This is a genomic window from Bacteroides sp. An19 (genome assembly GCF_002160215.1).
GTDB classification, from domain to species: domain Bacteria; phylum Bacteroidota; class Bacteroidia; order Bacteroidales; family Bacteroidaceae; genus Phocaeicola; species Phocaeicola intestinalis.
Map to the genome: position 1 here is coordinate 139,202 of NZ_NFKD01000002.1, position 21,133 is coordinate 160,334.

20 protein-coding genes are annotated in these 21,133 nt (G+C 46.5%); 12 read left to right on the plus strand and 8 right to left on the minus strand.

The window, feature by feature from the left end:
* Positions 1-9: 9 nt before the first annotated feature.
* Positions 10-240, minus strand: coding sequence for a hypothetical protein (locus B5F25_RS01690; RefSeq protein WP_140406838.1), 231 nt, complete (start codon positions 238-240; stop codon positions 10-12).
* Positions 241-329: 89 nt separating this feature from the next.
* Between B5F25_RS01690 and B5F25_RS01695 the strand changes: the two genes are divergently transcribed.
* From B5F25_RS01695 to mobV, 3 genes are all read left to right on the plus strand, one after another.
* The gene (locus B5F25_RS01695; protein ID WP_087247202.1) at positions 330-1,517 is read left to right on the plus strand and encodes a primase-helicase family protein; all 1,188 of its coding nucleotides are present in this window, start codon (positions 330-332) and stop codon (positions 1,515-1,517) included.
* 90 nt (positions 1,518-1,607) lie between these two features.
* Positions 1,608-1,952 (plus strand): hypothetical protein, encoded by a 345-nt coding sequence (locus B5F25_RS21020; protein WP_241148332.1) that lies wholly within the window; start codon positions 1,608-1,610, stop codon positions 1,950-1,952.
* Positions 1,953-2,120: 168 nt separating this feature from the next.
* A complete protein-coding gene (gene mobV, locus B5F25_RS01705) occupies positions 2,121-3,491 on the plus strand; it encodes a MobV family relaxase (protein ID WP_087247235.1) in 1,371 nt (456 codons plus the stop codon).
* Between the two features lie 62 nt (positions 3,492-3,553).
* On the opposite strand, the gene B5F25_RS01710 is transcribed toward mobV, so the two are convergent.
* The 4 genes from B5F25_RS01710 to B5F25_RS01725 all read right to left on the minus strand — a co-directional run bounded on the left by B5F25_RS01710 (position 3,554) and on the right by B5F25_RS01725 (position 7,011).
* Complete coding sequence (locus tag B5F25_RS01710) at positions 3,554-4,639, minus strand: type I restriction enzyme HsdR N-terminal domain-containing protein (RefSeq protein ID WP_140406839.1); 1,086 nt, start codon at positions 4,637-4,639, stop codon at positions 3,554-3,556.
* A gap of 139 nt (positions 4,640-4,778) precedes the next feature.
* Positions 4,779-5,327: a hypothetical protein gene (locus B5F25_RS01715; RefSeq protein ID WP_087247206.1), complete on the minus strand. Its 549-nt coding sequence runs from the start codon at positions 5,325-5,327 to the stop codon at positions 4,779-4,781.
* Positions 5,328-5,765: 438 nt separating this feature from the next.
* Positions 5,766-6,461, minus strand: a complete 696-nt coding sequence (locus tag B5F25_RS01720; protein ID WP_087247237.1) for a NigD-like protein — start codon at positions 6,459-6,461, stop codon at positions 5,766-5,768.
* 238 nt (positions 6,462-6,699) lie between these two features.
* Complete coding sequence (locus tag B5F25_RS01725; protein WP_022039721.1) at positions 6,700-7,011, minus strand: nitrous oxide-stimulated promoter family protein; 312 nt, start codon at positions 7,009-7,011, stop codon at positions 6,700-6,702.
* 240 nt (positions 7,012-7,251) lie between these two features.
* Here B5F25_RS01725 and pfkA point away from each other — a divergent pair, with 240 nt between their 5' ends.
* The gene (pfkA, locus tag B5F25_RS01730) at positions 7,252-8,232 is read left to right on the plus strand and encodes a 6-phosphofructokinase (RefSeq protein WP_013619179.1); all 981 of its coding nucleotides are present in this window, start codon (positions 7,252-7,254) and stop codon (positions 8,230-8,232) included.
* A gap of 76 nt (positions 8,233-8,308) precedes the next feature.
* On the opposite strand, the gene B5F25_RS01735 is transcribed toward pfkA, so the two are convergent.
* Positions 8,309-8,962 carry an HAD family hydrolase gene (locus tag B5F25_RS01735; protein ID WP_022039722.1) on the minus strand — a complete coding sequence of 218 codons (654 nt, stop codon included), beginning with the start codon at positions 8,960-8,962 and terminating at the stop codon, positions 8,309-8,311.
* Between the two features lie 153 nt (positions 8,963-9,115).
* Between B5F25_RS01735 and B5F25_RS01740 the strand changes: the two genes are divergently transcribed.
* The 5 genes from B5F25_RS01740 to B5F25_RS01760 all read left to right on the plus strand — a co-directional run bounded on the left by B5F25_RS01740 (position 9,116) and on the right by B5F25_RS01760 (position 14,439).
* Entirely contained in the window at positions 9,116-9,316 is a 201-nt protein-coding gene (locus B5F25_RS01740; protein WP_022039723.1) for a type II toxin-antitoxin system HicB family antitoxin, read from the plus strand.
* Between the two features lie 76 nt (positions 9,317-9,392).
* Positions 9,393-10,202 (plus strand): UDP-2,3-diacylglucosamine diphosphatase, encoded by an 810-nt coding sequence (locus tag B5F25_RS01745; RefSeq protein ID WP_087211515.1) that lies wholly within the window; start codon positions 9,393-9,395, stop codon positions 10,200-10,202.
* The gene (locus B5F25_RS01750) at positions 10,199-11,317 is read left to right on the plus strand and encodes a glycosyltransferase family protein (protein ID WP_087211478.1); all 1,119 of its coding nucleotides are present in this window, start codon (positions 10,199-10,201) and stop codon (positions 11,315-11,317) included. The genes B5F25_RS01745 and B5F25_RS01750 overlap by 4 nt, the downstream gene beginning before the upstream one ends.
* Before the next feature lie 120 nt (positions 11,318-11,437).
* Entirely contained in the window at positions 11,438-13,504 is a 2,067-nt protein-coding gene (locus B5F25_RS01755; RefSeq protein ID WP_087247208.1) for an RNA degradosome polyphosphate kinase, read from the plus strand.
* Positions 13,501-14,439 (plus strand): exopolyphosphatase, encoded by a 939-nt coding sequence (locus B5F25_RS01760; protein ID WP_013619185.1) that lies wholly within the window; start codon positions 13,501-13,503, stop codon positions 14,437-14,439. The genes B5F25_RS01755 and B5F25_RS01760 overlap by 4 nt, the downstream gene beginning before the upstream one ends.
* Before the next feature lie 89 nt (positions 14,440-14,528).
* Here the strand turns inward: B5F25_RS01760 and B5F25_RS01765 are convergent, their stop codons facing one another.
* On the minus strand, positions 14,529-16,091 hold the full coding sequence (locus tag B5F25_RS01765) for a M56 family metallopeptidase (protein ID WP_087247210.1): 1,563 nt from the start codon (positions 16,089-16,091) through the stop codon (positions 14,529-14,531).
* Between the two features lie 291 nt (positions 16,092-16,382).
* Entirely contained in the window at positions 16,383-16,742 is a 360-nt protein-coding gene (locus tag B5F25_RS01770) for a BlaI/MecI/CopY family transcriptional regulator (RefSeq protein WP_087247212.1), read from the minus strand.
* 607 nt (positions 16,743-17,349) lie between these two features.
* Here B5F25_RS01770 and B5F25_RS01775 point away from each other — a divergent pair.
* Genes B5F25_RS01775 through B5F25_RS01785 form a run of 3 tightly spaced genes read left to right on the plus strand, consistent with a single transcriptional unit; the run spans position 17,350 to position 21,112 of the window.
* A complete protein-coding gene (locus B5F25_RS01775) occupies positions 17,350-18,891 on the plus strand; it encodes a glycoside hydrolase family 28 protein (protein ID WP_087247214.1) in 1,542 nt (513 codons plus the stop codon).
* Between the two features lie 54 nt (positions 18,892-18,945).
* Positions 18,946-19,872 carry a TIGR01212 family radical SAM protein gene (locus B5F25_RS01780; RefSeq protein ID WP_087247216.1) on the plus strand — a complete coding sequence of 309 codons (927 nt, stop codon included), beginning with the start codon at positions 18,946-18,948 and terminating at the stop codon, positions 19,870-19,872.
* Between the two features lie 49 nt (positions 19,873-19,921).
* The gene (locus tag B5F25_RS01785; RefSeq protein WP_022039731.1) at positions 19,922-21,112 is read left to right on the plus strand and encodes an FprA family A-type flavoprotein; all 1,191 of its coding nucleotides are present in this window, start codon (positions 19,922-19,924) and stop codon (positions 21,110-21,112) included.
* Positions 21,113-21,133 lie beyond the last annotated feature (21 nt).

Here is a 21,133-nt window from a genome sequence, read left to right on the forward strand (position 1 = left end):
TGGCAACTTTTACAGCCTGTTTATGAGCGGTTTAACCTGATATGATGGCATCAATAAACCTATAAACCAGCATATCCATTTACCTACGAATATCTGTGGCTTCCATTTGCCCGAAGAAGTGCGACATTCCGCTTCTTTGGGCTTTTCTTTTCGTCTTTTGATGGCTGGAATTACCCGTTTCGCTGCATTTTCTTGTCCGTCGGGTTCTTTTGCGCCGTTCTGCATCGTTTTACGTATCAAGGTTTTAGCCGTCCTGCCGTAGCTTTGCACCCATGTTCAACCCCGCCTGCCGACAAGGTGTCGGCGGCACTAAAACCTGTATTTGAAATATGGAGAAAAAAGAAGAATTCATCCGTGTAGGCACAACGCTCTACAAGATTGTGAACCAGCCCCGTATTGACGGCGGCTATGTGAGGAAACGCATCGCATGGAATTCAGAGACCCTGCGGCAGGACTACGGCAAGGATTACATGGCTGGCATCCCCAAGTATGACGGCTTCTGCACCGTACCCGACCATGTGGGCTACCGCCCCGTAGTCGGCAAATTCCTCAACCTCTACGAACCGATAAGCCACCAGCCGCAGGAGGGTGACTTCCCCTGCATCTGCTCGTTGGTGGAACACATCTTCGGAGAACAGTACGAGTTGGGCATGGACTACCTGCAACTGCTGTATCTGTACCCCGTTCAGAAGCAGCCCATCCTGTTGCTCGTGTCCGAAGAGAGGAACACGGGCAAAAGCACGTTCTTGAACTTCCTGAAAGCCGTTTTCCAAAACAACGTGACATTCAACACCAACGAGGACTTCCGCAGCCAGTTCAATTCCGACTGGGCGGGCAAGCTGCTCATCATGGTGGACGAGGTGCTGCTCAACCGCCGTGAGGACAGCGAAAGGTTGAAGAACCTCAGCACTACGCTTTCCTACAAGGTGGAGGCGAAAGGCAAAGACCGTGACGAGATAGGCTTCTTCGCCAAGTTCGTGCTCTGCTCCAACAACGAACACCTGCCCGTCATCATTGACGCCGGGGAAACACGCTATTGGGTACGGAAGATTGTGCCGCTACGGAATGATGATACCGACTTCCTGCAAAAGCTGAAAGCGGAGATACCTGCTTTCCTGCATTTCCTGCAACACAGACAGCTATCCACCGAAAAGGAAAGCCGCATGTGGTTCAACCCGAAGCTGCTGGAAACGGATGCCCTGCGGAAGATTATCCGAAGCAACCGCAACCGATTGGAGATAGAGATGGCGGAACTGCTGCTCGACATCATGGCGAAGATGGAAGTGGAAACGGTGTCTTTCTGCCTTAACGACATCATCCCGTTGCTCGTCTGCTCGCAAGTCAAGGTGGAGAAGTCGCAGGTTCGGAAAGTGGTGCAGGAGTGCTGGAAGCTGACACCTGCGCCCAACGGTCTTACCTATACCGCCTACCAATACGGCGGCACAGACCGTTACCAAACCCGAAGATGCGTGGGCAGGTACTATACCGTCACGAAAGAACTGCTGGAAAGGCTTTGATATTCTGTTGAATTGTTGAATAAGGATAGAAAAGTATTGGTATATAATAACATACAACCTCAACAAACCGCCAACAACACACAACGGCTGATGAAAAGAAGAAGCATCGGCACACCGTTTCGGATTTGCTTTTTCTTTTCACATCCGTTTGTTGGGCGATACACTTTTGTTGAGAGATTGTTTAGAACTTATCTTGTTGCATATCAATATATTATCTATAAACATCAACAATTCAACGCTTTTTCACCCCTCAACAAGTCCGCCGGGGAAGCGACAGGGGGTGAACGCCGCCATCAGCAGGCTGGTCGGACGGACTTCCGTCCTGCCGACCGACAAGGGAAAGCCGATACTGCTGGCAAAAAGAAAAAGGCGAAAGATACCCACGAGCAACATCGCCGACACCGCCGCAGGCTTTTGGGAAGCAAAAAGCCATAGCTCATTAGGGCGTTTTCTTCACGCACCGCTGACGCTAATGCTAAAAATGCCCCAATGAGCCAGCAGGATTGCACCCCGCTGGACACCCCGTTTGCCCTGTGCGGTTATGACCGCAGGCAGACGGAACCGACAAACAAGTTTGTAAAACCTCAAAAACAAGAAACGAACATGGGATATATCAGCATCCAAATCAACAAGGCGAAAGGGTCGGCTGACACGGGCGCATCCGACCACATCGAACGCAAGACAACGCCCAAGAACGCAGACCCCACACGCACCCACCTCAACCGTGAGCTGGTGCGATTCCCCGACGGCGTGGCAGACCGCACCGGAGCGATAAGCCACCGCATCCGCACGGCTGGCATCAAGCGGAAGATAACGCCCGACCAAGTACGGGCAATCCGCATTGTGCTTTCGGGCACGCATGAGGACATGGTGAGGGTGCAGGACGAGGGCAGACTGGACGAATGGTGTGATGACAACCTACAATGGCTGCACCGCACGTTCGGAAAGGAGAATACCGTTTCGGCAGTGCTGCACATGGACGAACACACGCCGCACATCCATGCCACGGTCGTGCCGATAGTGACGGGCGAGCGCAGGAAAGCCAAGAAGAAGCAAGCGGACGGCAGACGCACCTACCGCAAGAAAGCCAACGCCGTTCGCTTGTGCGCCGACGACCTCTTGACCCGTGAAAGGCTTGTCGCCTACCACGACAGCTACGCCGCAGCAATGGCGAAGTACGGCTTGAAGCGTGGCATACGGGGTTCGGAGGCACGGCACACCACCACCGCCCAATACTACCGTGACCTGAAACGGCAGACTGGAGAGCTTGAAGCCAATGTGCAACAACTACAAACCGAACAGCGGCAGGCTGAACAACAACTTGACGAAGTGCGGAAAGAAATCAAGTCGGAGAAGCTGGAAGCCGCCAAGACCGAGGCGAAAGCGGCACTCGTGGCAAAGGTCGGTTCTCTTTTGGGCAGCGGCAAGTTGAAAGAGCTTGAAGCCGACAACCGCACCCTGCAAAATGAGGTCGCAGCCCGTGACGAAAGCATCGAACTGTTGCAACGGCAAATGCAGCGGCAGCAAGAGGAACACCAACGGCAACTGATGGAACTGCAAGCCAAGCACCGCAGGGAGATGTCGGACAAGGAAGCGGAACACCAAAAGGGAGTGTCATTCCTGAAATCCATTATCAAAAAAGCAAAGAAATGGTTTCCGCTGTTCCAAGAGTTGGTGTACATGGAGAGCTTCTGCCTTAAAATCGGTTTCAATGAGCGGCAGACCGCCACGCTCATCAGCGGCAAGCCGCTGTTCTACGAGGGCGAACTCTATTCGGAGGAACACAAGCGGAAGTTCAAGACCGAAAGGGCGGGATTCCAAGTGGTGAAAGACCCGAAAGACAGGTCCAAACTTGCGCTTGCCATCAATGGGCAACTGATTGGCGAGTGGTTCAAGGAGCAATTCGACAAACTGTTTTCGTCCATTAGGAGGACGGTTGCACCGCACAGAACAGACAAAGGATTGGGATTGTAAGCAATGCCAACGGGAGGGTAGCAAGTTTGTGTTTTGGGCAGACCAAAACGTGCTGTCATCACCTAAGATTTGTATTCGATGACGTTATATCCTTGTAAATTAGCGAACCGAATAATTGGTTGTATGGTTTGAATTTTCCATTGGTTGCAAACTACAAACTTTATTCCATCTTGACTTATTAGACACTCGTTTTCACCTGTAAAATAATTGCGAATTTGATTTCTAAGCAAAGAATCAAATTCTTTTATTACACCTTGCGCATCAGGCTTTAGCGCATTAAATATTTTTGCATATTCACTATAAGTGTTAGGATGTTCGTTTACAAACTTTCGAACAACAGCCAATACGAATCTATTCTTGGCTAATGGTTCACCACCAGAAATGCTATATTTAGTATAATCCCTATCATTTTTAGTTTCAGAATGACTTTGCTTTTCAGTCGATATAGGTAATAATACCTCTGTTCTTTGTCTTTCTTTAACCGATGATGAAACAGTCAATGCAATTTGGTTGAGTACAGACTCAATCCACTCTTCAGAATGCCCTTCACTTAGGTATTTCCCCTTTAACGCTTCCTTAAAAATCTGGCCGCTTGTATCAGATAATATATGAGCAACTTCATTCTGTATTTGTATTTGTTTTTGAAATATCATTTTTTGCTCTTTGCAGAAATCTGTCACAGTCTGCACATTGAATGAATTCTTAGAAAAAAGTTCCACGAACTTAAGACCATCAGAATTGTTTTCTTCTATGTCAATAGAAAAAACTTGTTCTGGAAGTTGCTGGGAAGCAATATCATCATAATACAAACAAATTTTATCGCCTATATAAAGTCCGAAAATTACTTGGTGCTTTAATAGGCGCATGTAAGAAAACAACTGCCTTTCATCTTCTTCTTGTAATATGTGATTAGGACGTTTGATTTCTATTACGAACTGTTCAATATTGTCTTGCAGAATCACAATATCTGCATATTTGTTCTCATGCCCAGCTTGTACAGGGTATTGCGTTATAATTTCTCCTCGATATTTTTTCCAACCGAGAAGCACCATACAATTACAAACTGCATTCTCGTATTCTTTTTCCAAGACATTATTTTGAATGCAGGTTCTCAACTCAAAACATATTTCATTCCAAATTTCATTCATACCTATATTTCCAATCAATATACATCAGCGTTCAGAGAACAATATTTTTACTGCTTTCATAAAATGATGAAACTATTAAATTAAGTTTCTAAACGATATTATAACTTTATGAAATATGACAACGGAACCTTGATTGGCATTAATAATAATTTTCGTCAGTAGCACTCAACTTGCCATTCTTAAATATGTACGAAGTATATCCATCTGTCATTTCATAGACTAGTATTTCTGTATTGCCGTATTTTGTTTCAATTCTCCTCGTTGAGGATGGATTTCCACGAGCTATGATAAAAAGCGCAATAGGCATTCCTTTAAAAGTTTCTCCATTTAACGCACGAGACATGGATTTTAATCCATATTCTTTGCATAAATCATCATATTCTGCCTTTGAAATAAAATAATCGAAATTATTAAAATGCCCAGGTGAACGAAAAATCAATGTAGAATCACTAACAGCTTGAAAAACTCCACATTTATTGCCATATATATCTTCACTTTCTCCAATGCAAACAAAATCAATATTTCCCTCTAAATTTTTTATGTTTATTCCAGTCTTTCCCGAAAAGATTAGGCTTCTTTTTTTTGATATATAATTCTTTCCAATGCAATCCTTAAAATGTCCTTGAGCATATAGACAAAGAGGAATATACATAAAGAAAAATAATAATGAATACTTTCTATACTGCATATTGTTTAATTTTTCGTGATACATTCATCGCTATTTTGAAACCTCTTTTAGCTTTTACATCAGCATTTGAAGTTTACAAAGATTCCATAAATACAAAGGTAACAGAAATTATTTAAACCTACAACTATTATAAGTGTAAACAATGTGATTAGGGCTATATCATAATTCATAATTTACACCTAAAAAATTTTTTATGTCGAAATTATAATAACTTTGCATCAGTAAGAGTTACCTAAACAAGCAAAGCGATGCAGACCACGGCAATCAGGACGGTTGCCAACTTATTACCCAAAAACGAGTTAATTCTTCTAACTCTCTTGATTTCAAGGAGGTATATTCCTTATACAGATTTAGGCAAAAATCTGCGAAATTCATGTGTTGAAGAGGTGAAAAAATATGTCGGGTAAGGAATGGGGGACTTCCTTACCCTCTTTGTCTTTATTCTTCCCGTGAGCGATAATCGAATTCAGTCGACTTCTCGCCGCTATATGATTGCCAGATCAGTTTCAGTTTGACGGTATTGCCTTGGGTGTCGGGCAGTGCATCGAGTTTGAATGCCACCATTCCGTCTCCTTGTTCTCCGTAAGTGTCCCCATATGCATTGTGGCGTAGTTCCACTTCATACGGGTTTTCTGGATTATTTGTTGGCAGGAGGCTGACCATGTGTTTGGTTCCAACGTTGCCGAATACCGTCCTGAAATGTAGTGTGAGGTATCCGTCTTCGGCTATGTTCACCCAATCGCGTACGATTTCGATAGGGTCGGTGCCGTACACCGAGTCATTTTTTTCTCCCAGATCGGTTGCCATTGGTTTGGTCAAGACACTGTCCATCCAATAGACTGTGACGGCTTGGTCGTATTTGCCGGCAGATTCTTCCGAAAAATCAAAGTTCATCAGTGCTCTTACTTCCTTGTCGCCGAATGGAGATGTAGCGATGTTGACCGGAAGTACGGTTGTGCTGTCGTCCAATTGCAGGTAGAATGTGCCGTCGGTATCTGTTTTGGCAGTAACGATTGCACCGTTGTAGGCTGTGTAGTAATTGTCATCATCGTCCAGGCACGATGAAAAAGCGAGTGTGCCGCCCATTGCTGTGGCTAGCAGTAACGTCTTGGTCCATTTGTTCATTGCATTCATATTCGTAGGTTCTAATGTGTTACTTTTGTCTATGAAATGCAAGGTAAGCATAAATCATGCATCTTTAGATGTTAAAAATATTGAAACAAATAATGGGCACTTATTTAATGAATATTCTCATTTTTCCCAATAGCCATGTAAGGGCTGACTCCGTCCCTACATAGTACATGGGATGTTTGTAGGATTCATAAAAACTTATCCTAAATCATCGTACGACAAATTCAAAACAGTTGCTTATTCAGAAAAGTTCTTTCCATAAATGCACAAGTGCGGAAACAGGGTGATAAAGTAACATCCTTGGTCCGGCGTAGCGCATGACGGTTCGCATCTGTCCGCGCATCCGGGGACTGTAACAATGGATGGGGCATTGCTTGCAGGTGGGTTTCTGTTCGCCGTAGCGGCAATGCGAGAGGCGGGCATGGGCATATTCCAAAAGTGCCTGGCAGGCGGGGCAGAGCGTGGCGTTTCCTTCTTTATGGCGGCAATAGAGCCTGATCATTTGCGTTACTACGCGCTTCTCTCGTTCGATGTGTGAGGGGGTGCGGCTCATGGTTTTGATGATGATTTCTTTGATTTGGTATCCGGAAAAGTGTGAATTTTGAAAAGCGAAGATAACGAAAAGCCCGGAAAGCTCAAAATGCTTTTGGGAAAGAGATGTGATTTTACGGCATTTTAAATATTTTATACTTACAGATTGCGCGTTTCGTTATGAATGTCTTACATTTGAGGTGCATTTCCGTAAGGGAAGGCATCAGATTTAACTAACTAACTAACTAACAGATAAGACGGTATGAAACAAATTAAATGTATTGGAATCTTGACTTCGGGAGGTGATGCTTCGGGCATGAATGCGGCTATCCGTGCGGTGACACGCAGCGCTATTTTCAACGGGTATACGGTGAAAGGCATTTACCGAGGTTATGAAGGTTTGATTCGGAATGAAATCAAGGAGTTTACCACGCAGGATGTGAGCAGCATTATCCAGCGTGGAGGTACGATATTGAAAACGGCACGTTCGAAGGACTTCATGACTCCGGAAGGTCGTAAGGTGGCGTATGATAACATGGTGGCGGCAGGCATCGATGCGTTGATTGTCATCGGCGGGAACGGTTCGTTGACGGGTGCGCTGACTTTTGCGCAAGAGTTTAATGTGCCGTGTATCGGTTTGCCCGGAACGATTGACAATGACTTGTACGGAACCGACTCGACCATCGGTTATGACACGGCACTGAATACCATCGTGGAATGTGTGGACAAGATACGTGACACCGCGACTTCGCACGACCGCATCTTCTTTGTGGAAGTAATGGGGCGTGACGCCGGATTCCTTGCCCAGAACAGTGCGATAGCTTCGGGAGCCGAAGCTGCCATTATCCCGGAAGACCAGACCGACGTAGACCAGCTGGAGCAGTTTATCGGGCGCGGCTTCCGCAAGTCGAAGAACAGCAGTATCGTGATTGTGTCCGAATCGCCTAAGGACGGAGGAGCCATGCACTATGCCGAGCGTGTGAAGAAAGAATATCCGCAATACGACGTGCGTGTCACCATTTTGGGGCACTTGCAGCGGGGAGGTTCTCCGAGCGCGTATGACCGTATTTTGGCAAGCCGCCTGGGGGTAGGTGCTATCGAGGCGCTGAAAGAAGACCAGCGGAACGTGATGATAGGTATCCGCAATGATAAGGTGGTGTATGTGCCTTTCTCGGAAGCCATCAAGAAAGACAAGCCGCTCGACAAGTCGCTTATCCAGGTGCTTGACGAGTTGTCTATTTAAGCTTTTAGGGACTAGGTACTAGGTTTTAAATAGTTTTACTAAGGTATTCAGAACCTAGTCCCTAGCCAACTGGTTCCTAGTTACCTAAAAAAGACAGCAATTCTTCGGGTGTATCGGCGATGAATGCCGGATGGTAGGCTTCCAGTTCGGTGCGCGGACGGAACCCCCAACTTACACCAATGGTTTCTGTTCCGGCATTGATGCCCGTCTGCATGTCTACGCCTGAATCTCCGATGTAAGCTGTGTCTTGAGGAGATACTCCTGCAGCCTGCATGATTTCGAATACTACGGCAGGGTCGGGTTTGGCCGGCACGCCTTCCCGTTGTCCGAAAATACGGACAAAAGAGAGGGTAGGGAAGTATTGGGTGATAAGCTTGGTGGTGGCTTCCTGGTATTTGTTCGATGCTACGGCAAGCTGGCATCCTTTAGCCTGGAGAGTTTCCAATACGTGTGTGATTCCTGCGTATGGCAGGCTCAGGTCGGCATTGTGCTTATTATAATAAGGTATAAAAACGGAACGGATTTTCATGATATTCGTTTCGTTTCGTTCTGTTTCGGGTAAAGCCCGTTCGAAAAGTTTGTTGATGCCGTTGCCTACGAAGAACCGGTAAGCGTCTGTCTCGTGAATGGGATAACCATAAGTGGCAAGTGCATGGTTAGTGGCTCCAGCCAGGTCGGCTATGGTGTCGAGTAAAGTGCCGTCAAGGTCGAATATAATCAGTTTTTTCATTTCCATGTCATTTTTTGTGTTTCTGCAGGCAAAGATACGATAATTGGCAGAAAAAATGGCATGTCTTCATCGGATAAACAGAAAAGTAACATCATATACATCATATTGTAATATGAAAAGGAGACTTTTGGGAAGTTTAAAAAAATGACGATTATGAATATAGGTACTCCTTTTTCTGAAAATTATGTGTTGGAATGCACAGCCGATGGCGGTTATTATGCTTATCTGTCAGACTATGACCAATGCTGTGCTTACGGCGAGACAGAAGATGACGCGCTTGAAAATCTGATGGAAGTGGCCGAAGAATATTTCCGGGAAATATCCTTGATATACACGCTGGAAGATGTAAGTTGATAAATTATTTTAGTTTTATCTTTTGGATTGTAATAAAAAAGTACTTTCTTTGTATTGATTTAAATCGGACTATATGATGAACATAAGACCTCATTACCGTACGGTAGTGCTTTCGGATATCCATTTGGGTACTTCTCATTCGAAAGTGAATCAGGTGAGTGATTTTTTGAGTGCGGTAGATTGCGACCGTCTTATCCTGAACGGCGATATTATCGATGGCTGGAGTCTGCAGAAGTCGGGTGTGCGGAAATGGAAAGCCGAACATACGCGTTTTTTCAAGATTCTGATGAAGATGATGGAGAATTGGGGGACGGAGATTGTATATGTGAGGGGCAATCACGATGATTTTCTGGAGAGTCTTATCCCCTTGCAGTTTGCCAACCTGACCCTTGTGAAAGACTATGTGCTGGAAAGCAACGGCAAGCATTATTTCGTAACCCATGGGGATGTGTTCGACAAAGTGACATCGGGGATGAAATGGCTGGCGAAGCTGGGTGACATCGGCTATACCTTGTTGCTGGAGATGAACAGTCTTTACAATAAGTACCGCATCAGGCGGGGTAAGCCTTATTACTCGTTGTCGCAGGCTATCAAGCAAAAAGTCAAGCAGGCCGTGAATTATATATCCGATTTCGAAACGGTGCTGGTGGATTTTGCACGCAACCGGAAATGCGATGGGGTGATTTGCGGGCATATTCACCATCCGGAGAACCGGATGATAGATGGCATCCATTACCTGAATTCGGGCGACTGGGTAGAGACGATGTCTGCCTTGACCGAAGACAAGGAAGGCAATTGGAATGTGGTTTATTACACGGAGATGGTTAAACAGAAGGAAATGGAAGAAAAAAAGTCCGTATTATCAATTATACCTGTAGCATCATGAGAGTATTATTCGTAGTCCAAGGAGAGGGAAGGGGACACTTGACCCAAGCGATTTCGCTGGAAAAACTGTTACGTGAGAACGGCCACGATGTGGTGGAAGTGCTGGTAGGCAAGAGTGAGTCACGCCGTTTGCCGGGGTTTTTCATTCGGAACATTCAGGCACCTATCAAACATATTATCAGCCCCAATTTTCTGCCTACGCGCGCCAACAGGCGTGCCAATCTGAGCCGGAGTTTTATGTACAGCTTGCTGAAATTGCCCGAATACTATGAAAGTATGTGCTACGTCAACCGGCGTATCCGTGAAACGGGAGCCGACCTGGTCATCAATTTTTACGAACTGATGACGGGGCTTACTTATTTCTTCTTCCGCCCGTCTGTTCCGATGGTATGTATCGGACATCAGTATCTGTTCCTGCATAAGGATTTCCGGATGCCTAGAAAGAACCGGTGCAGTTCGTTTCTGATGAACCTCTTCACCCGTCTCACTTCGTTAGGTGCATCGCGCAGGCTGGCACTTTCGTTTCGTGCGATGAAAGACGATGAGAAGCATCGTATCAGCATCATTCCTCCCCTGTTGCGTCAGGAAGTGTTCGAGCAGGAGCCGGTGAAAGGCGATTATATTCACGGGTATATGGTCAATTCTGGATTTTCTGATTATGTGCGCCGCTGGCACGAAGAACATCCTCAGGTACCTTTGCGCTTCTTTTGGGACCATTGGGAAGAAGAACCGGTGAAAAAGATAGACGAAACCTTGTCGTTTTATCAGTTGGACGACCGGGAGTTCCTGCGCCAGATGGCAGGTTGCAAGGCATACGCCAGTACGGCAGGTTTCGAGTCGATATGCGAGGCGATGTATCTGGGTAAGCCTATCCTGATGGTACCGGCACATATCGAGCAGGAGTGTAATGCGTACGATGCCACTTTGGACGGAAGTGGGATTGTAGACGAAGGATTCAACCTGGACAAACTGTTGGCATTTGCTGGGACTTACCAGCCTGACCCGACGTTCGGGACATGGGTGCGCTCTTCGCGTTACATCATCCTGAACGAATTGGAAAAACATATCTCGCACGATTACATGCAAGGAATGTATATGGTGGAGGAGTATGTGTGAGGACTTTGTGAGGACTTGTCGCCTTTTTTTTGAGCTGATTAGAATTATTTAGGGATTCTTTTTGGTTTTGCAATCGTAATGTAACAAGAATTGTCTTTCTTTGCAGAAAAATGTTTAGTTATGTTACAGAAGAAAAAGAAGTTCCCCTATTTGGATCGGGATATTAGTTGGATGTTCTTTAATCGGCGTATTCTGCAGGAAGCATGCCGTCCGCATGTGCCTTTGTTGGAGCGTATGTCTTTCTTAGGCATTTATTCGAATAATCTGGATGAGTTTTTCCGTGTGCGCATGGCTTCGCAGAGCCGGATAGCCGAATGTGCGGATAAGTCGGCGGCTTCGGAAAGCGAACATGCTAAGAAACTTATCAAGCAGATATCCCGCCTCAATTCGCGTTATGTGAAGGAGTATGGCGAAGCTGTGGTAGGCATTACCGAAGAGTTGCGCAAAGAAAATATCTTCCTGCTTTCCGATACCGAAATATCTCCCGAACAGAAGGCATTCATATATTCTTTTTATAAGTCGAAGTTGAGCGGCCAGGTTATTCCGATTTGGTTTTCGGAGGTGCGTTCACTCGATTTCGGAAACGATGAAAACATTTACCTCGCCGTAAAGGTGAGCAAAGAGGAAAGCACACGAGTGGCAGATTATGCATTCCTGGAACTGCCGGTAAGCGTATGCGGGCGGTTTGTCCGTCTTCCTAACGAAGGCGAGAAGCGATATCTGATGTATTTGGACGATGTGATCCGGTGCTGCCTCCCTCTGGTGTTCGAGGGATTGGGATATACTCATTTCGAGGCTTATACTTACAAGTTTACCCGTGATGCGGAAATGGAAATCGACAACGATGCCAATAGCGGTACCTTGCAGAAGATATTGAAAGGGGTGAAGAGCCGTAAGCACGGCGAGCCTTTGCGTGTGCTTTACGATAGCAGTATGCCGAAGGACCTGCTGAAACGCGTGCTGAAAAAACTGGATGTGGACAAGAACGATACGGTGATGGCAAGCGGACGTTATCAGAACCATAAGGATTTTATGCGTTTTCCCGATTGCGACCGTGCCGACCTGAAATATCCCGCATGGCCTTGTATCTTGCGTAAGAGCCTGGACGGTCCGGATAGCCTGCTTCAGAAAATACAGAAGAAAGACCGTTTTATCCATGTGCCTTATCATAGCTTTGATTCGTTTATCCGTGTGTTGCAGGAAGCTGCCGTAAGCAAGCAGGTGACCAGTGTAAAGATTACCCTTTACCGTCTGGCAAAAGAGTCGAAAGTGGTAAAGGCGTTGATAGCTGCCGCACGCAACGGAAAGAAGGTGACCGTAGTCATCGAGTTGCTGGCACGCTTTGACGAGGCTTCCAATGTCAACTGGTCGAAGAAGATGCAGGATGCGGGTATCCGCGTTATTTTTGGTGTGGAGGGCTTGAAAGTGCATTCCAAGATTACCCACATCGGGATGAAGACCGGTCCGGACATCGCTTGCATCAGCACCGGAAACTTCCACGAGGGTAACGCCCGTATGTACACCGATTGTATGTTGATGACGGCTTCGCCCAGGCTGGTGAAGGACGTGAATGCCGTATTCGACTTTATCGAGCGTCCGTATGTTCCAATTAAGTTCAAGGAATTGCTGGTTTCGCCCAATGAGATGAAAAACAAGTTCATCGCTTTGATTCGTGATGAAATCAAGAACAAGAAAGCGGGAAAGCCGGCTTATATCAAAATCAAGGTCAATCACATTACCGACCCTATGATGGTGGACAAACTGTATGAAGCTTCTCAAACCGGTGTAGATATCGATTTGGTGGTGCGGGGCAATTGCTCGCTGGTCACCGATGTGCCCGGAGTGAGTGATCATATACGAATTAACGCAATTATTGACCGTTATTTGGAACATTCTCGTATCTTTGTATTCGCTGCGGGCGGTACGGAGAAAGTGTTCATCGGCTCGGCCGACTGGATGCCCCGTAACCTGGATAATCGGGTAGAAGTGGTGACACCTGTTTACGACCCCGATATCAAAGAGGAAATGAAACGTATCGTGGAGTATGGACTGAAGGATACGCTTCAGGGACGTATTGTCGATGGTACGGGCGATAATGAGTTTCACGCCATTGTCGACGAACAACCTTTCCGTTCGCAAGAAGCATTGTATAATTACTATGTAGCTAAAAACGAGAAAGAAGAATGACAGAGATGAATTATGCGGCAATCGACATCGGTTCGAATGCCGCCCGTTTGCTGGTGAAACGGATTGAAGAAAATGAAGGACAGGCGAAGTTCACGAAGGAATTGCTGCTGCGTGTGCCTCTCCGCCTGGGTTTTGATGTGTTCGGCAAGGGAAAGATTTCGGAAAAGCGTGAAAAGAACATGATGCGCCTGATGAAATCGTATGCCTATCTGATGAAGATTTACGATGTACAGAAGTACCGCGCGTGTGCCACTTCGGCAATGCGCGATGCCAAGAACGGTATGGACATCATCAAGGAAATCGAGAAGAAAACCGGTATTCACATTGAGATTATCGGCGGACAGGAAGAGGCGCAAATCGTCTATAACAACCACATTGAATATATGAAAGACCGCACGGGCAATTACCTGTATGTGGATGTAGGGGGAGGTTCGACCGAAATCAACCTGCTTTCGCAAGGAGAATTGCAGTGCAGCCGTTCGTACAACATCGGTACCGTGCGTTTGCTGAACAAGGCGGTAAAGGAAAGCGAGTGGACGCGCCTGAAAGAGGATATGGCGGAACTTGCCCGCCAATATCCCGATACCAACATCATCGGTTCGGGAGGAAACATCAACAAGCTTTACCGGCTGGCGGAGAAGAAAGACAAGAAAGCCCAGCGGATGACGGTAGAAACCCTGCGTGGCTTGTACGACGAATTGAGTGTCTTGTCGGTGGAAGAGCGTATGGATAAGTTTAGCCTGAAGCCCGACCGTGCAGATGTTATCGTGCCTGCAGGCAACATCTTCCTGACCATAGCCGATATCTTAGGCTCCTCATATATCTATGTGCCAACCATTGGTCTTGCCGACGGTATCATCGATGGACTTTATGCCGGAAGCAAGGAAGAGCGCGAACACGGGAAATCATTGAAGTCGCTCGATGCGGAAAAATGAGGCTTTTTTTAATGAAGAATGAAGAATTAAGAATGAAGAATTTTCATCCAGCGTGATGAGTTCTTCATTCTTAATTCTTCATTCTTCATTTAATGCTTTTTAATCGTAATCAGCATTACGCCGTTCTTACCTTTTTCCCCGTAGGGAGCAATCTTTTCAGGGTCTTTTATGATTTCTACTTTTTCAACTGTATTCGGGTCAATCGTGAACAAGTCTTTTGTAGGGAATTCTTTCCCATCAACGAGAATCAATACACCTTGCGGTTCAAAAGAAATTATCGTGCTATCGCTTGCTGCACCTTCCTTATCCAGCTTGAACATTACCGGAACCGTATAGAGGGTCGCTACGGCTTTCCCGTTCTGCATGCCCGGTTCCCATTTGGGCATATCCGAAAGCACCCGCACGGCTTCGGCATCGAGGCTGGGGCTTACGCCACGTACGATATTCACGTCTCCGATGCTTCCGTCTTTTTTTACCGTAAAACGGGCGATGACCCTTCCTTCCGTCTTCTGCTGCTTGGCGTCTTCAGGATAGCGCAGGTTTGTGCTGATATACTCCATCAATGCTTTCATGCCGCCCGGGAATTGGGGCATCTGTTCTACCGCCGTATAAGGTTCTTCCTCATTGTCCGGATTGTTTTTGTCCCCCACGATGACTATCGTTTGGGGCTTTCCTTTAAGTGTATCGGCTTTTTCGATACTTTCACTTGTTACGGCATCGGATATTGCCGGAAATTCCGTAACTTTGACACGTGAAATCTCATTCAGCGGTTTCGAGATTTCGGGACGGGCAAAAGCGGCTACAGCTACTGCAGCCAGCGGAAGTACGTAGAGGTACTTGGCGCGTGCCCACGGGTTCGATTTTTTTCTCATCATCATAGTGATACGTTTTTTAAGTGAACTGTGATTTAAGCTGTTGGCGAGAGAGTAGAGCCTTGAGCCAACGGCTTTCTTTATTAATAACAATTGATATTCCTTGGCGTTGACACCGGATGCCAGTACGGCTTCGTCGGCTTCGTATTCGTGGATGTTCTGCAATTCTTGCTTCACCAGCCATGCCGCCGGATTGAACCATTGCACAACGATGCACGCTTGGGCAAGCAGCAGGTCCCACGAGTGCCGGAGGCGGATGTGGGCTTGCTCGTGTGCCACTATCGCCCTGTTGTCTTCTTGCAGGTCTGTGTCCGGCATCACGATGTAATGCATCCAGCTGAACGGGGCGATTTTCCCCGGATAACGTACCAGGATGCTCCCGTCTGCCAGCTTTTCTTTCCGGTTCCTGCGGATGACGGTACATATCCGCCCGATTCCGATAAGGCTCTTGATGCAGCAGCAGAAAGCTCCTATCAGGTAAATGCTTACCATTGTTTCTTGCCATCCGAACCGGGAAACCGTTTCCGCGGCTTCTGTTCCTGCACGAAGTTCAGCCAGCATCAGCAGGCTTTCCAAGTCCGATACGGTCTGGTTCAATGCCGTAGGTTCGCTGATGGCAATCTTCACCGCAGGCAGGAGGCACGACAAGACCAATATGCCCAGCAATGCCAGCCGGTTGAACCGATGAAACGTTTCCTTGCTCAGCAATACCTTATAAAAAAGGTAGAACAAAGCCAGGCAGACCGATGCTTTCAGTATATAGATAAAAAATAGTCCCATATCTTTTTGAGTTTTTAAGTTTTTGAGTTCTTAAGTTTTTAAGTATGTCCGCAGATAGCCAATGTAGGGGCGTATCGCATACGCCCTGAAAAACATCCACGTGGATTAGTTGATGCATTCGGGCGTATGCGATACGCCCCTACAGGCAATTTGGCAAAATGAGGACATTCATATTGAGTTTTTAAGTTTGTTGGTTTTTAAGTTCTTGAGTTTATCTTTTAGTAATTCAATAACTCCAAACTGACAAACTAAAAAACTCAAAAACTAAAAAACTCAAAAACTAACACAACCTTATTTCCCTTCCTCCACTTGCTTGATAAGCTCTTTCAGCTCCTCTATCGAAATCTCCTCTTCCTTTACCAGCGAAGAGACCACCCCTAAGTAGGAATTGTTGAAATACTTGCTGATGACGCTTTTCAGCGTCCCGCGCTTGAACTCGTCTTTCGACACGGCGGCACGGTATTGGTACGTATTGCCGAATGCCGTATGCGCCAGATAGCCTTTCTCTTCCAGTCCGCGCACAATGGTGGAAAGCGTATTGAAGTGCGGACGCGGCTCGGAATAGAACTCCAGCAGCTGCTTGACGAACAAAGGACCTTTCTCCCAGAAAAATCCCATTACTTCTTCTTCTTTTGCGGTCAGTCTTTTCATGCTATTTCCGTTTGTTTTCCGCAAAGTAACTAAAAGTTTTAGTTATTCAACTAATCTTTATAGTTAATAATAGTGAACAGTGGCGAAAGTCTGTGGAGGAAATAGAAAAAAGCATATTTGCGGAAAGCGTATGTTGTAATGCCAATGCTTTTGCGGTAATATAGCAATTTATATCAGTAAGTTTTATGGTTTCCAATTCAAAACCGTACGTTCTCGATATGGAAACCGTACGTTCTCGATATGGAAACCATACGGTTTTGATATGGAAACCATAAAATCTATTTATTTGACTGCATAAAAGAAGTAGTGCTTAAAAGCAAATACAGGCTTGTCTGTTTGATAAGTTACCGTTTCGTTTATTTTTAATGAATTCCGCATTTTGCCCAATTGCTGTAGGGGCGTATCGCATACGCCCTAAAGACATTCGCGTGGATAGGTAGACGTATACGCCCGGAAAACATCCGTATGGATAAGTGGACGCATTCGGGCGTATGCGATACGCCCCTACATGGGATGTTTGCGGAATTCAATTTATTTTTTATTTATTGGGTAGGCTTGGAATGATGTTTTATTTTTATCTTTGCAAAACGAACTTAATAGACTGGCTATGAAATATAAACTCATCTTTTTTGCGGCTTGTTTCTTGTATGCTTTATCGGGCATGGCAGGCGTTATGGAGCTTGACGTGACCCGTCATGGAGCCGTAGGCGACGGGAAGACATTGAACACCGGTAGCCTGCAAGGTGCCATTGACGGACTTCATGCCCGTGGAGGAGGGGTTTTGCGTTTCCCCGCAGGGCGTTATCTGACGGGAAGCTTGCGGCTGAAGTCGGGCGTGACGCTGTATCTGGAAGAGGGGGCTGTGCTGCTGGGGAGCACTTCGCCTTACGATTATCCGAAGTTCAGTACGGAAAAAGAACTGAAGGTGAACAATGACCATTTCGATCAGGCGCTGATTTATGCCGACGGGGCTGAAAATATCGGCATTACAGGAGGCGGATGCGTAGACGGGCAGGGCAGGGAACTGGCTCTGACCATTGATAGCCTGCACCATACGGGGGAGCTGGTCGACCCGCATTACAATACGTATCGCAAGCGTCCCAATACACGTCCCAAGCTGTTGTTCGTCAGGGGATGCCGGAATGTGCGCATACATCGTGCCAGCTTCAGGAGCAGTGCGGCATGGGGGCTTTCGTTCTCGTTGTGTACCGATGTGACGCTGGATAGCCTGCACATCGAAAACCGGGCGTATTGGAACAACGACGGCATAGACATCAGCGATTGCAAGGACGTGCGCATCGCCAATTGTGATGTAAATTCGGCGGACGACGGCATTTGCCTGAAGTCGCACAACCGGGATGCGTGCAACGACCGTGTGTCTATTGCCCATTGCCGGATTATCAGCAGTGCCAGCGCCATTAAGTTCGGGACTGAGTCGGGTGGAGGCTTCAAGAATGTGACGATAGACGATATCCGTGTCAAGGACACCTACCGTTCGGCTATCGCCATTGAATCTGTAGACGGAGCGGCGATAGAGAATATCCGGGTGAGCAACATACATGCTGTCAATACGGGCAATGCCATTTTCATTCGCTTGGGGCACCGGTCTGGCGAGGCGCCGGGCTATGTGCGGAATGTAAGCATCCGCAACCTGTATGCCGAGATTCCTTTCGGGCGTCCGGATATCGATTACGACCTGCGCGGTCCTGCCTTGCCTTTCTTCCACAATCCTTTTCCTGCTTCCATTTCGGGCATACCGGGACATGACGTTGAGAATGTGACGTTGGAGAATATCGAAATCGTTTATCCGGGACGCGCGTCGAAAGGCATGGCGTATATCTCGTTGAGCCGGCTGGCGGATGTGCCCGAAAACGTAGACGGCTATCCCGAGTTCAGCATGTTCGAGGAATTGCCGGCGTGGGGATTTTATGTGCGTCACGTGTCCGGTTTGACCATGAAAGACATTACGTTGCGTTTGCGCGAGGACGATTACCGTCCGGCATTTGTGTTCGACCGCGTAAGCAGGTTGAGCCTTTCGGATATCGTTTTGCCCGAAGGCAAGCAGGCGGGGCAGGTGGTGCTGAGGCAGACCGGCTTGCAACGGAAAGCGAGAGTGCCCGAAAGATGGATTTTTTCAATTGACAATTAACAATTGATAATTGGAAAAACTTTATTATCTTTGCGCCCGAAAAATCAGTTCATTATGGACAGGCAATCACGTTACAAAGACTTTTCGGCTTTTCTGGCAGCACATTTTCCGTTCAAAGTGCAGAAGTTGTCGGTAAATGCAGGATTTACGTGTCCTAATCGTGATGGCACGAAGGGATACGGTGGTTGTACGTACTGCAATAACCAGACATTCAATCCCGAATATTGCCGGACGGAAAAACCAATAGCAGTGCAGTTGGAAGAAGGGAAACAGTTCTTTTCCCGTAAATATCCACAGATGAAATATTTGGCTTATTTTCAGGCATATACCAACACTTATGCCGGATTGGAGCAGCTGGTGCAGATGTACGAGGAAGCTTTGGCTGTGCCGGATGTGGTGGGATTGGTAATCGGGACGCGTCCGGATTGTATGCCGGAGGAATTGTTGGACTATCTGTCTGAATTGAATGAACGGACATTTTTGTTGGTTGAGTATGGGATAGAAAGTACAAACGATGTAATTTTGCAGCGTATCAATCGTGGACATACCTTTGCTTGTACCCAAGAAACTGTACGGCGTACAGCGGAAAGGGGGATACGGACAGGAGGTCATGTCATAGTAGGTCTTCCGGGAGAAGATGGAAAACAAGCACTGCTGGAGCAGACCAAGGCTTTGTCGTTGTTGCCGCTGACTACCTTGAAACTGCACCAGTTGCAGTTGATAAAAGGAACACGGATGGCATACGAGTATGAAAGAAATCCCAGCGATTTTCATTTGTATTCGGTCGATGAATACATCGATGTGGTGATAGATTATGTGGAACATCTGCGTCCAGACCTGGTGTTGGAGCGTTTCATTTCCCAATCTCCCAAAGAGCTGTTGCTTGCTCCCGACTGGGGATTGAAAAATCACGAGTTTACCGCCCGCTTGCAGAAACGTATGTGCGAGCGTGATGCCTGGCAAGGAAAATATTACATATAATAATAGGTAAAAAGGTTAAAGTTTAAAAAGTCACTAATTTGAAACAATCATGAAACTGAAAGGGAATGTACATTATGTAGGTGTGAACGACCGCTCGAAAGCGTTGTTCGAAAATTTATGGCCATTACCATACGGAGTGTCTTATAACTCTTATTTGATAGCCGATGACGAGATGGTGGCATTGGTAGATACGGTTGATGTGGCTTTCTTCGAAGTATATCTGAAGAAAATCAAGTCGGTAATAGGTGACCGTAAAATCAATTACTTGATTATTAACCATATGGAGCCTGACCATTCTGGTTCTATCGCCTTGATCAAGCAATATTATCCCGATATCGTATTGGTGGGCAACAAGAAAACATTCGATATGGTGGAAGGTTTCTATGGTATTGGAGGCGACCGTTATGTAGTGGGTGAAGGTGATTTCCTGAAACTGGGACATCACAATTTGCGTTTCTACTTGATACCAATGGTACATTGGCCCGAGACGATGGTTACGTTCGATGAAACCGAAGGTATCTTGTTTTCGGGAGATGCGTTTGGTTGCTTTGGTGCATTGAACGGTGGCTGTATCGATAAGGATATCAATACCGAAATCTACGAAGGTGAGATGCGTCGGTATTACTCGAACATTGTCGGTAAATTCGGCAATCCGGTACAGAAGGCTTTGCAGAAATGCAAGGGACTTGATATTCAGATGATTTGTTCTACCCACGGACCGGTATGGACGGAGAAGATTCCGCAAGTAGTTGACTTGTATGACCGCCTGAGCCGGTACGAAGGAGAGGAAGGTGTGGTCATTGCATACGGAACGATGTATGGCAATACCGAAGAACTGGCGGAAACCATTGCCGAGGAACTGAGCGCACAGGGTATCAAGAACATCGTGATGCACAACGTATCGAAGACACCGCATTCGTATATTTTGGCAGATATTTTCCGCTACAAAGGTCTGATAGTGGGATGTACTACCTATAATATGCATCTTTATCCCGAAATGGAAGCTTTGCTCAGTAAGGTAGCTGCCCGCGAGATGAAGAACCGTGTGATGGGCTATTTCGGTTCGTATACCTGGGCAAGTGCAGCTGTAAAGAAACTTGCCGAATATGCCGAAAAGTTGAAGTTCGAAATTGTAGGCAATCCGGTTGAGATGAAGCAGAGCATGGGGCAGGACACCGCCCGTCAGGCGAAAGAACTGGCGAAGGCGATGGCAGAACGGCTGAAAGCTGACCGCAAGTGATGTTTTTTTCACCACAGATTA

Excerpts from the sequence above, each read along its gene's own strand:
- B5F25_RS01715 (WP_087247206.1), bottom strand. The coding sequence starts at position 5,327 with ATGCAGTATAGAAAGTATTCATTATTATTTTTCTTTATGTATATTCCT.
- B5F25_RS01740 (WP_022039723.1), top strand. The coding sequence starts at position 9,116 with ATGAATATAGGTACTCCTTTTTCTGAAAATTATGTGTTGGAATGCACA.
- B5F25_RS01710 (WP_140406839.1), bottom strand. The coding sequence starts at position 4,639 with ATGAATGAAATTTGGAATGAAATATGTTTTGAGTTGAGAACCTGCATT.
- B5F25_RS01770 (WP_087247212.1), bottom strand. The coding sequence starts at position 16,742 with ATGAAAAGACTGACCGCAAAAGAAGAAGAAGTAATGGGATTTTTCTGG.
- B5F25_RS01735 (WP_022039722.1), bottom strand. The coding sequence starts at position 8,962 with ATGAAAAAACTGATTATATTCGACCTTGACGGCACTTTACTCGACACC.
- B5F25_RS01725 (WP_022039721.1), bottom strand. The coding sequence starts at position 7,011 with ATGAGCCGCACCCCCTCACACATCGAACGAGAGAAGCGCGTAGTAACG.
- B5F25_RS01775 (WP_087247214.1), top strand. The coding sequence starts at position 17,350 with ATGAAATATAAACTCATCTTTTTTGCGGCTTGTTTCTTGTATGCTTTA.
- B5F25_RS01765 (WP_087247210.1), bottom strand. The coding sequence starts at position 16,091 with ATGGGACTATTTTTTATCTATATACTGAAAGCATCGGTCTGCCTGGCT.
- B5F25_RS01750 (WP_087211478.1), top strand. The coding sequence starts at position 10,199 with ATGAGAGTATTATTCGTAGTCCAAGGAGAGGGAAGGGGACACTTGACC.
- B5F25_RS01755 (WP_087247208.1), top strand. The coding sequence starts at position 11,438 with ATGTTACAGAAGAAAAAGAAGTTCCCCTATTTGGATCGGGATATTAGT.
- B5F25_RS01760 (WP_013619185.1), top strand. The coding sequence starts at position 13,501 with ATGACAGAGATGAATTATGCGGCAATCGACATCGGTTCGAATGCCGCC.
- B5F25_RS01695 (WP_087247202.1), top strand. The coding sequence starts at position 330 with ATGGAGAAAAAAGAAGAATTCATCCGTGTAGGCACAACGCTCTACAAG.
- mobV (WP_087247235.1), top strand. The coding sequence starts at position 2,121 with ATGGGATATATCAGCATCCAAATCAACAAGGCGAAAGGGTCGGCTGAC.
- pfkA (WP_013619179.1), top strand. The coding sequence starts at position 7,252 with ATGAAACAAATTAAATGTATTGGAATCTTGACTTCGGGAGGTGATGCT.
- B5F25_RS01745 (WP_087211515.1), top strand. The coding sequence starts at position 9,393 with ATGAACATAAGACCTCATTACCGTACGGTAGTGCTTTCGGATATCCAT.
- B5F25_RS01780 (WP_087247216.1), top strand. The coding sequence starts at position 18,946 with ATGGACAGGCAATCACGTTACAAAGACTTTTCGGCTTTTCTGGCAGCA.
- B5F25_RS21020 (WP_241148332.1), top strand. The coding sequence starts at position 1,608 with ATGAAAAGAAGAAGCATCGGCACACCGTTTCGGATTTGCTTTTTCTTT.
- B5F25_RS01720 (WP_087247237.1), bottom strand. The coding sequence starts at position 6,461 with ATGAATGCAATGAACAAATGGACCAAGACGTTACTGCTAGCCACAGCA.
- B5F25_RS01785 (WP_022039731.1), top strand. The coding sequence starts at position 19,922 with ATGAAACTGAAAGGGAATGTACATTATGTAGGTGTGAACGACCGCTCG.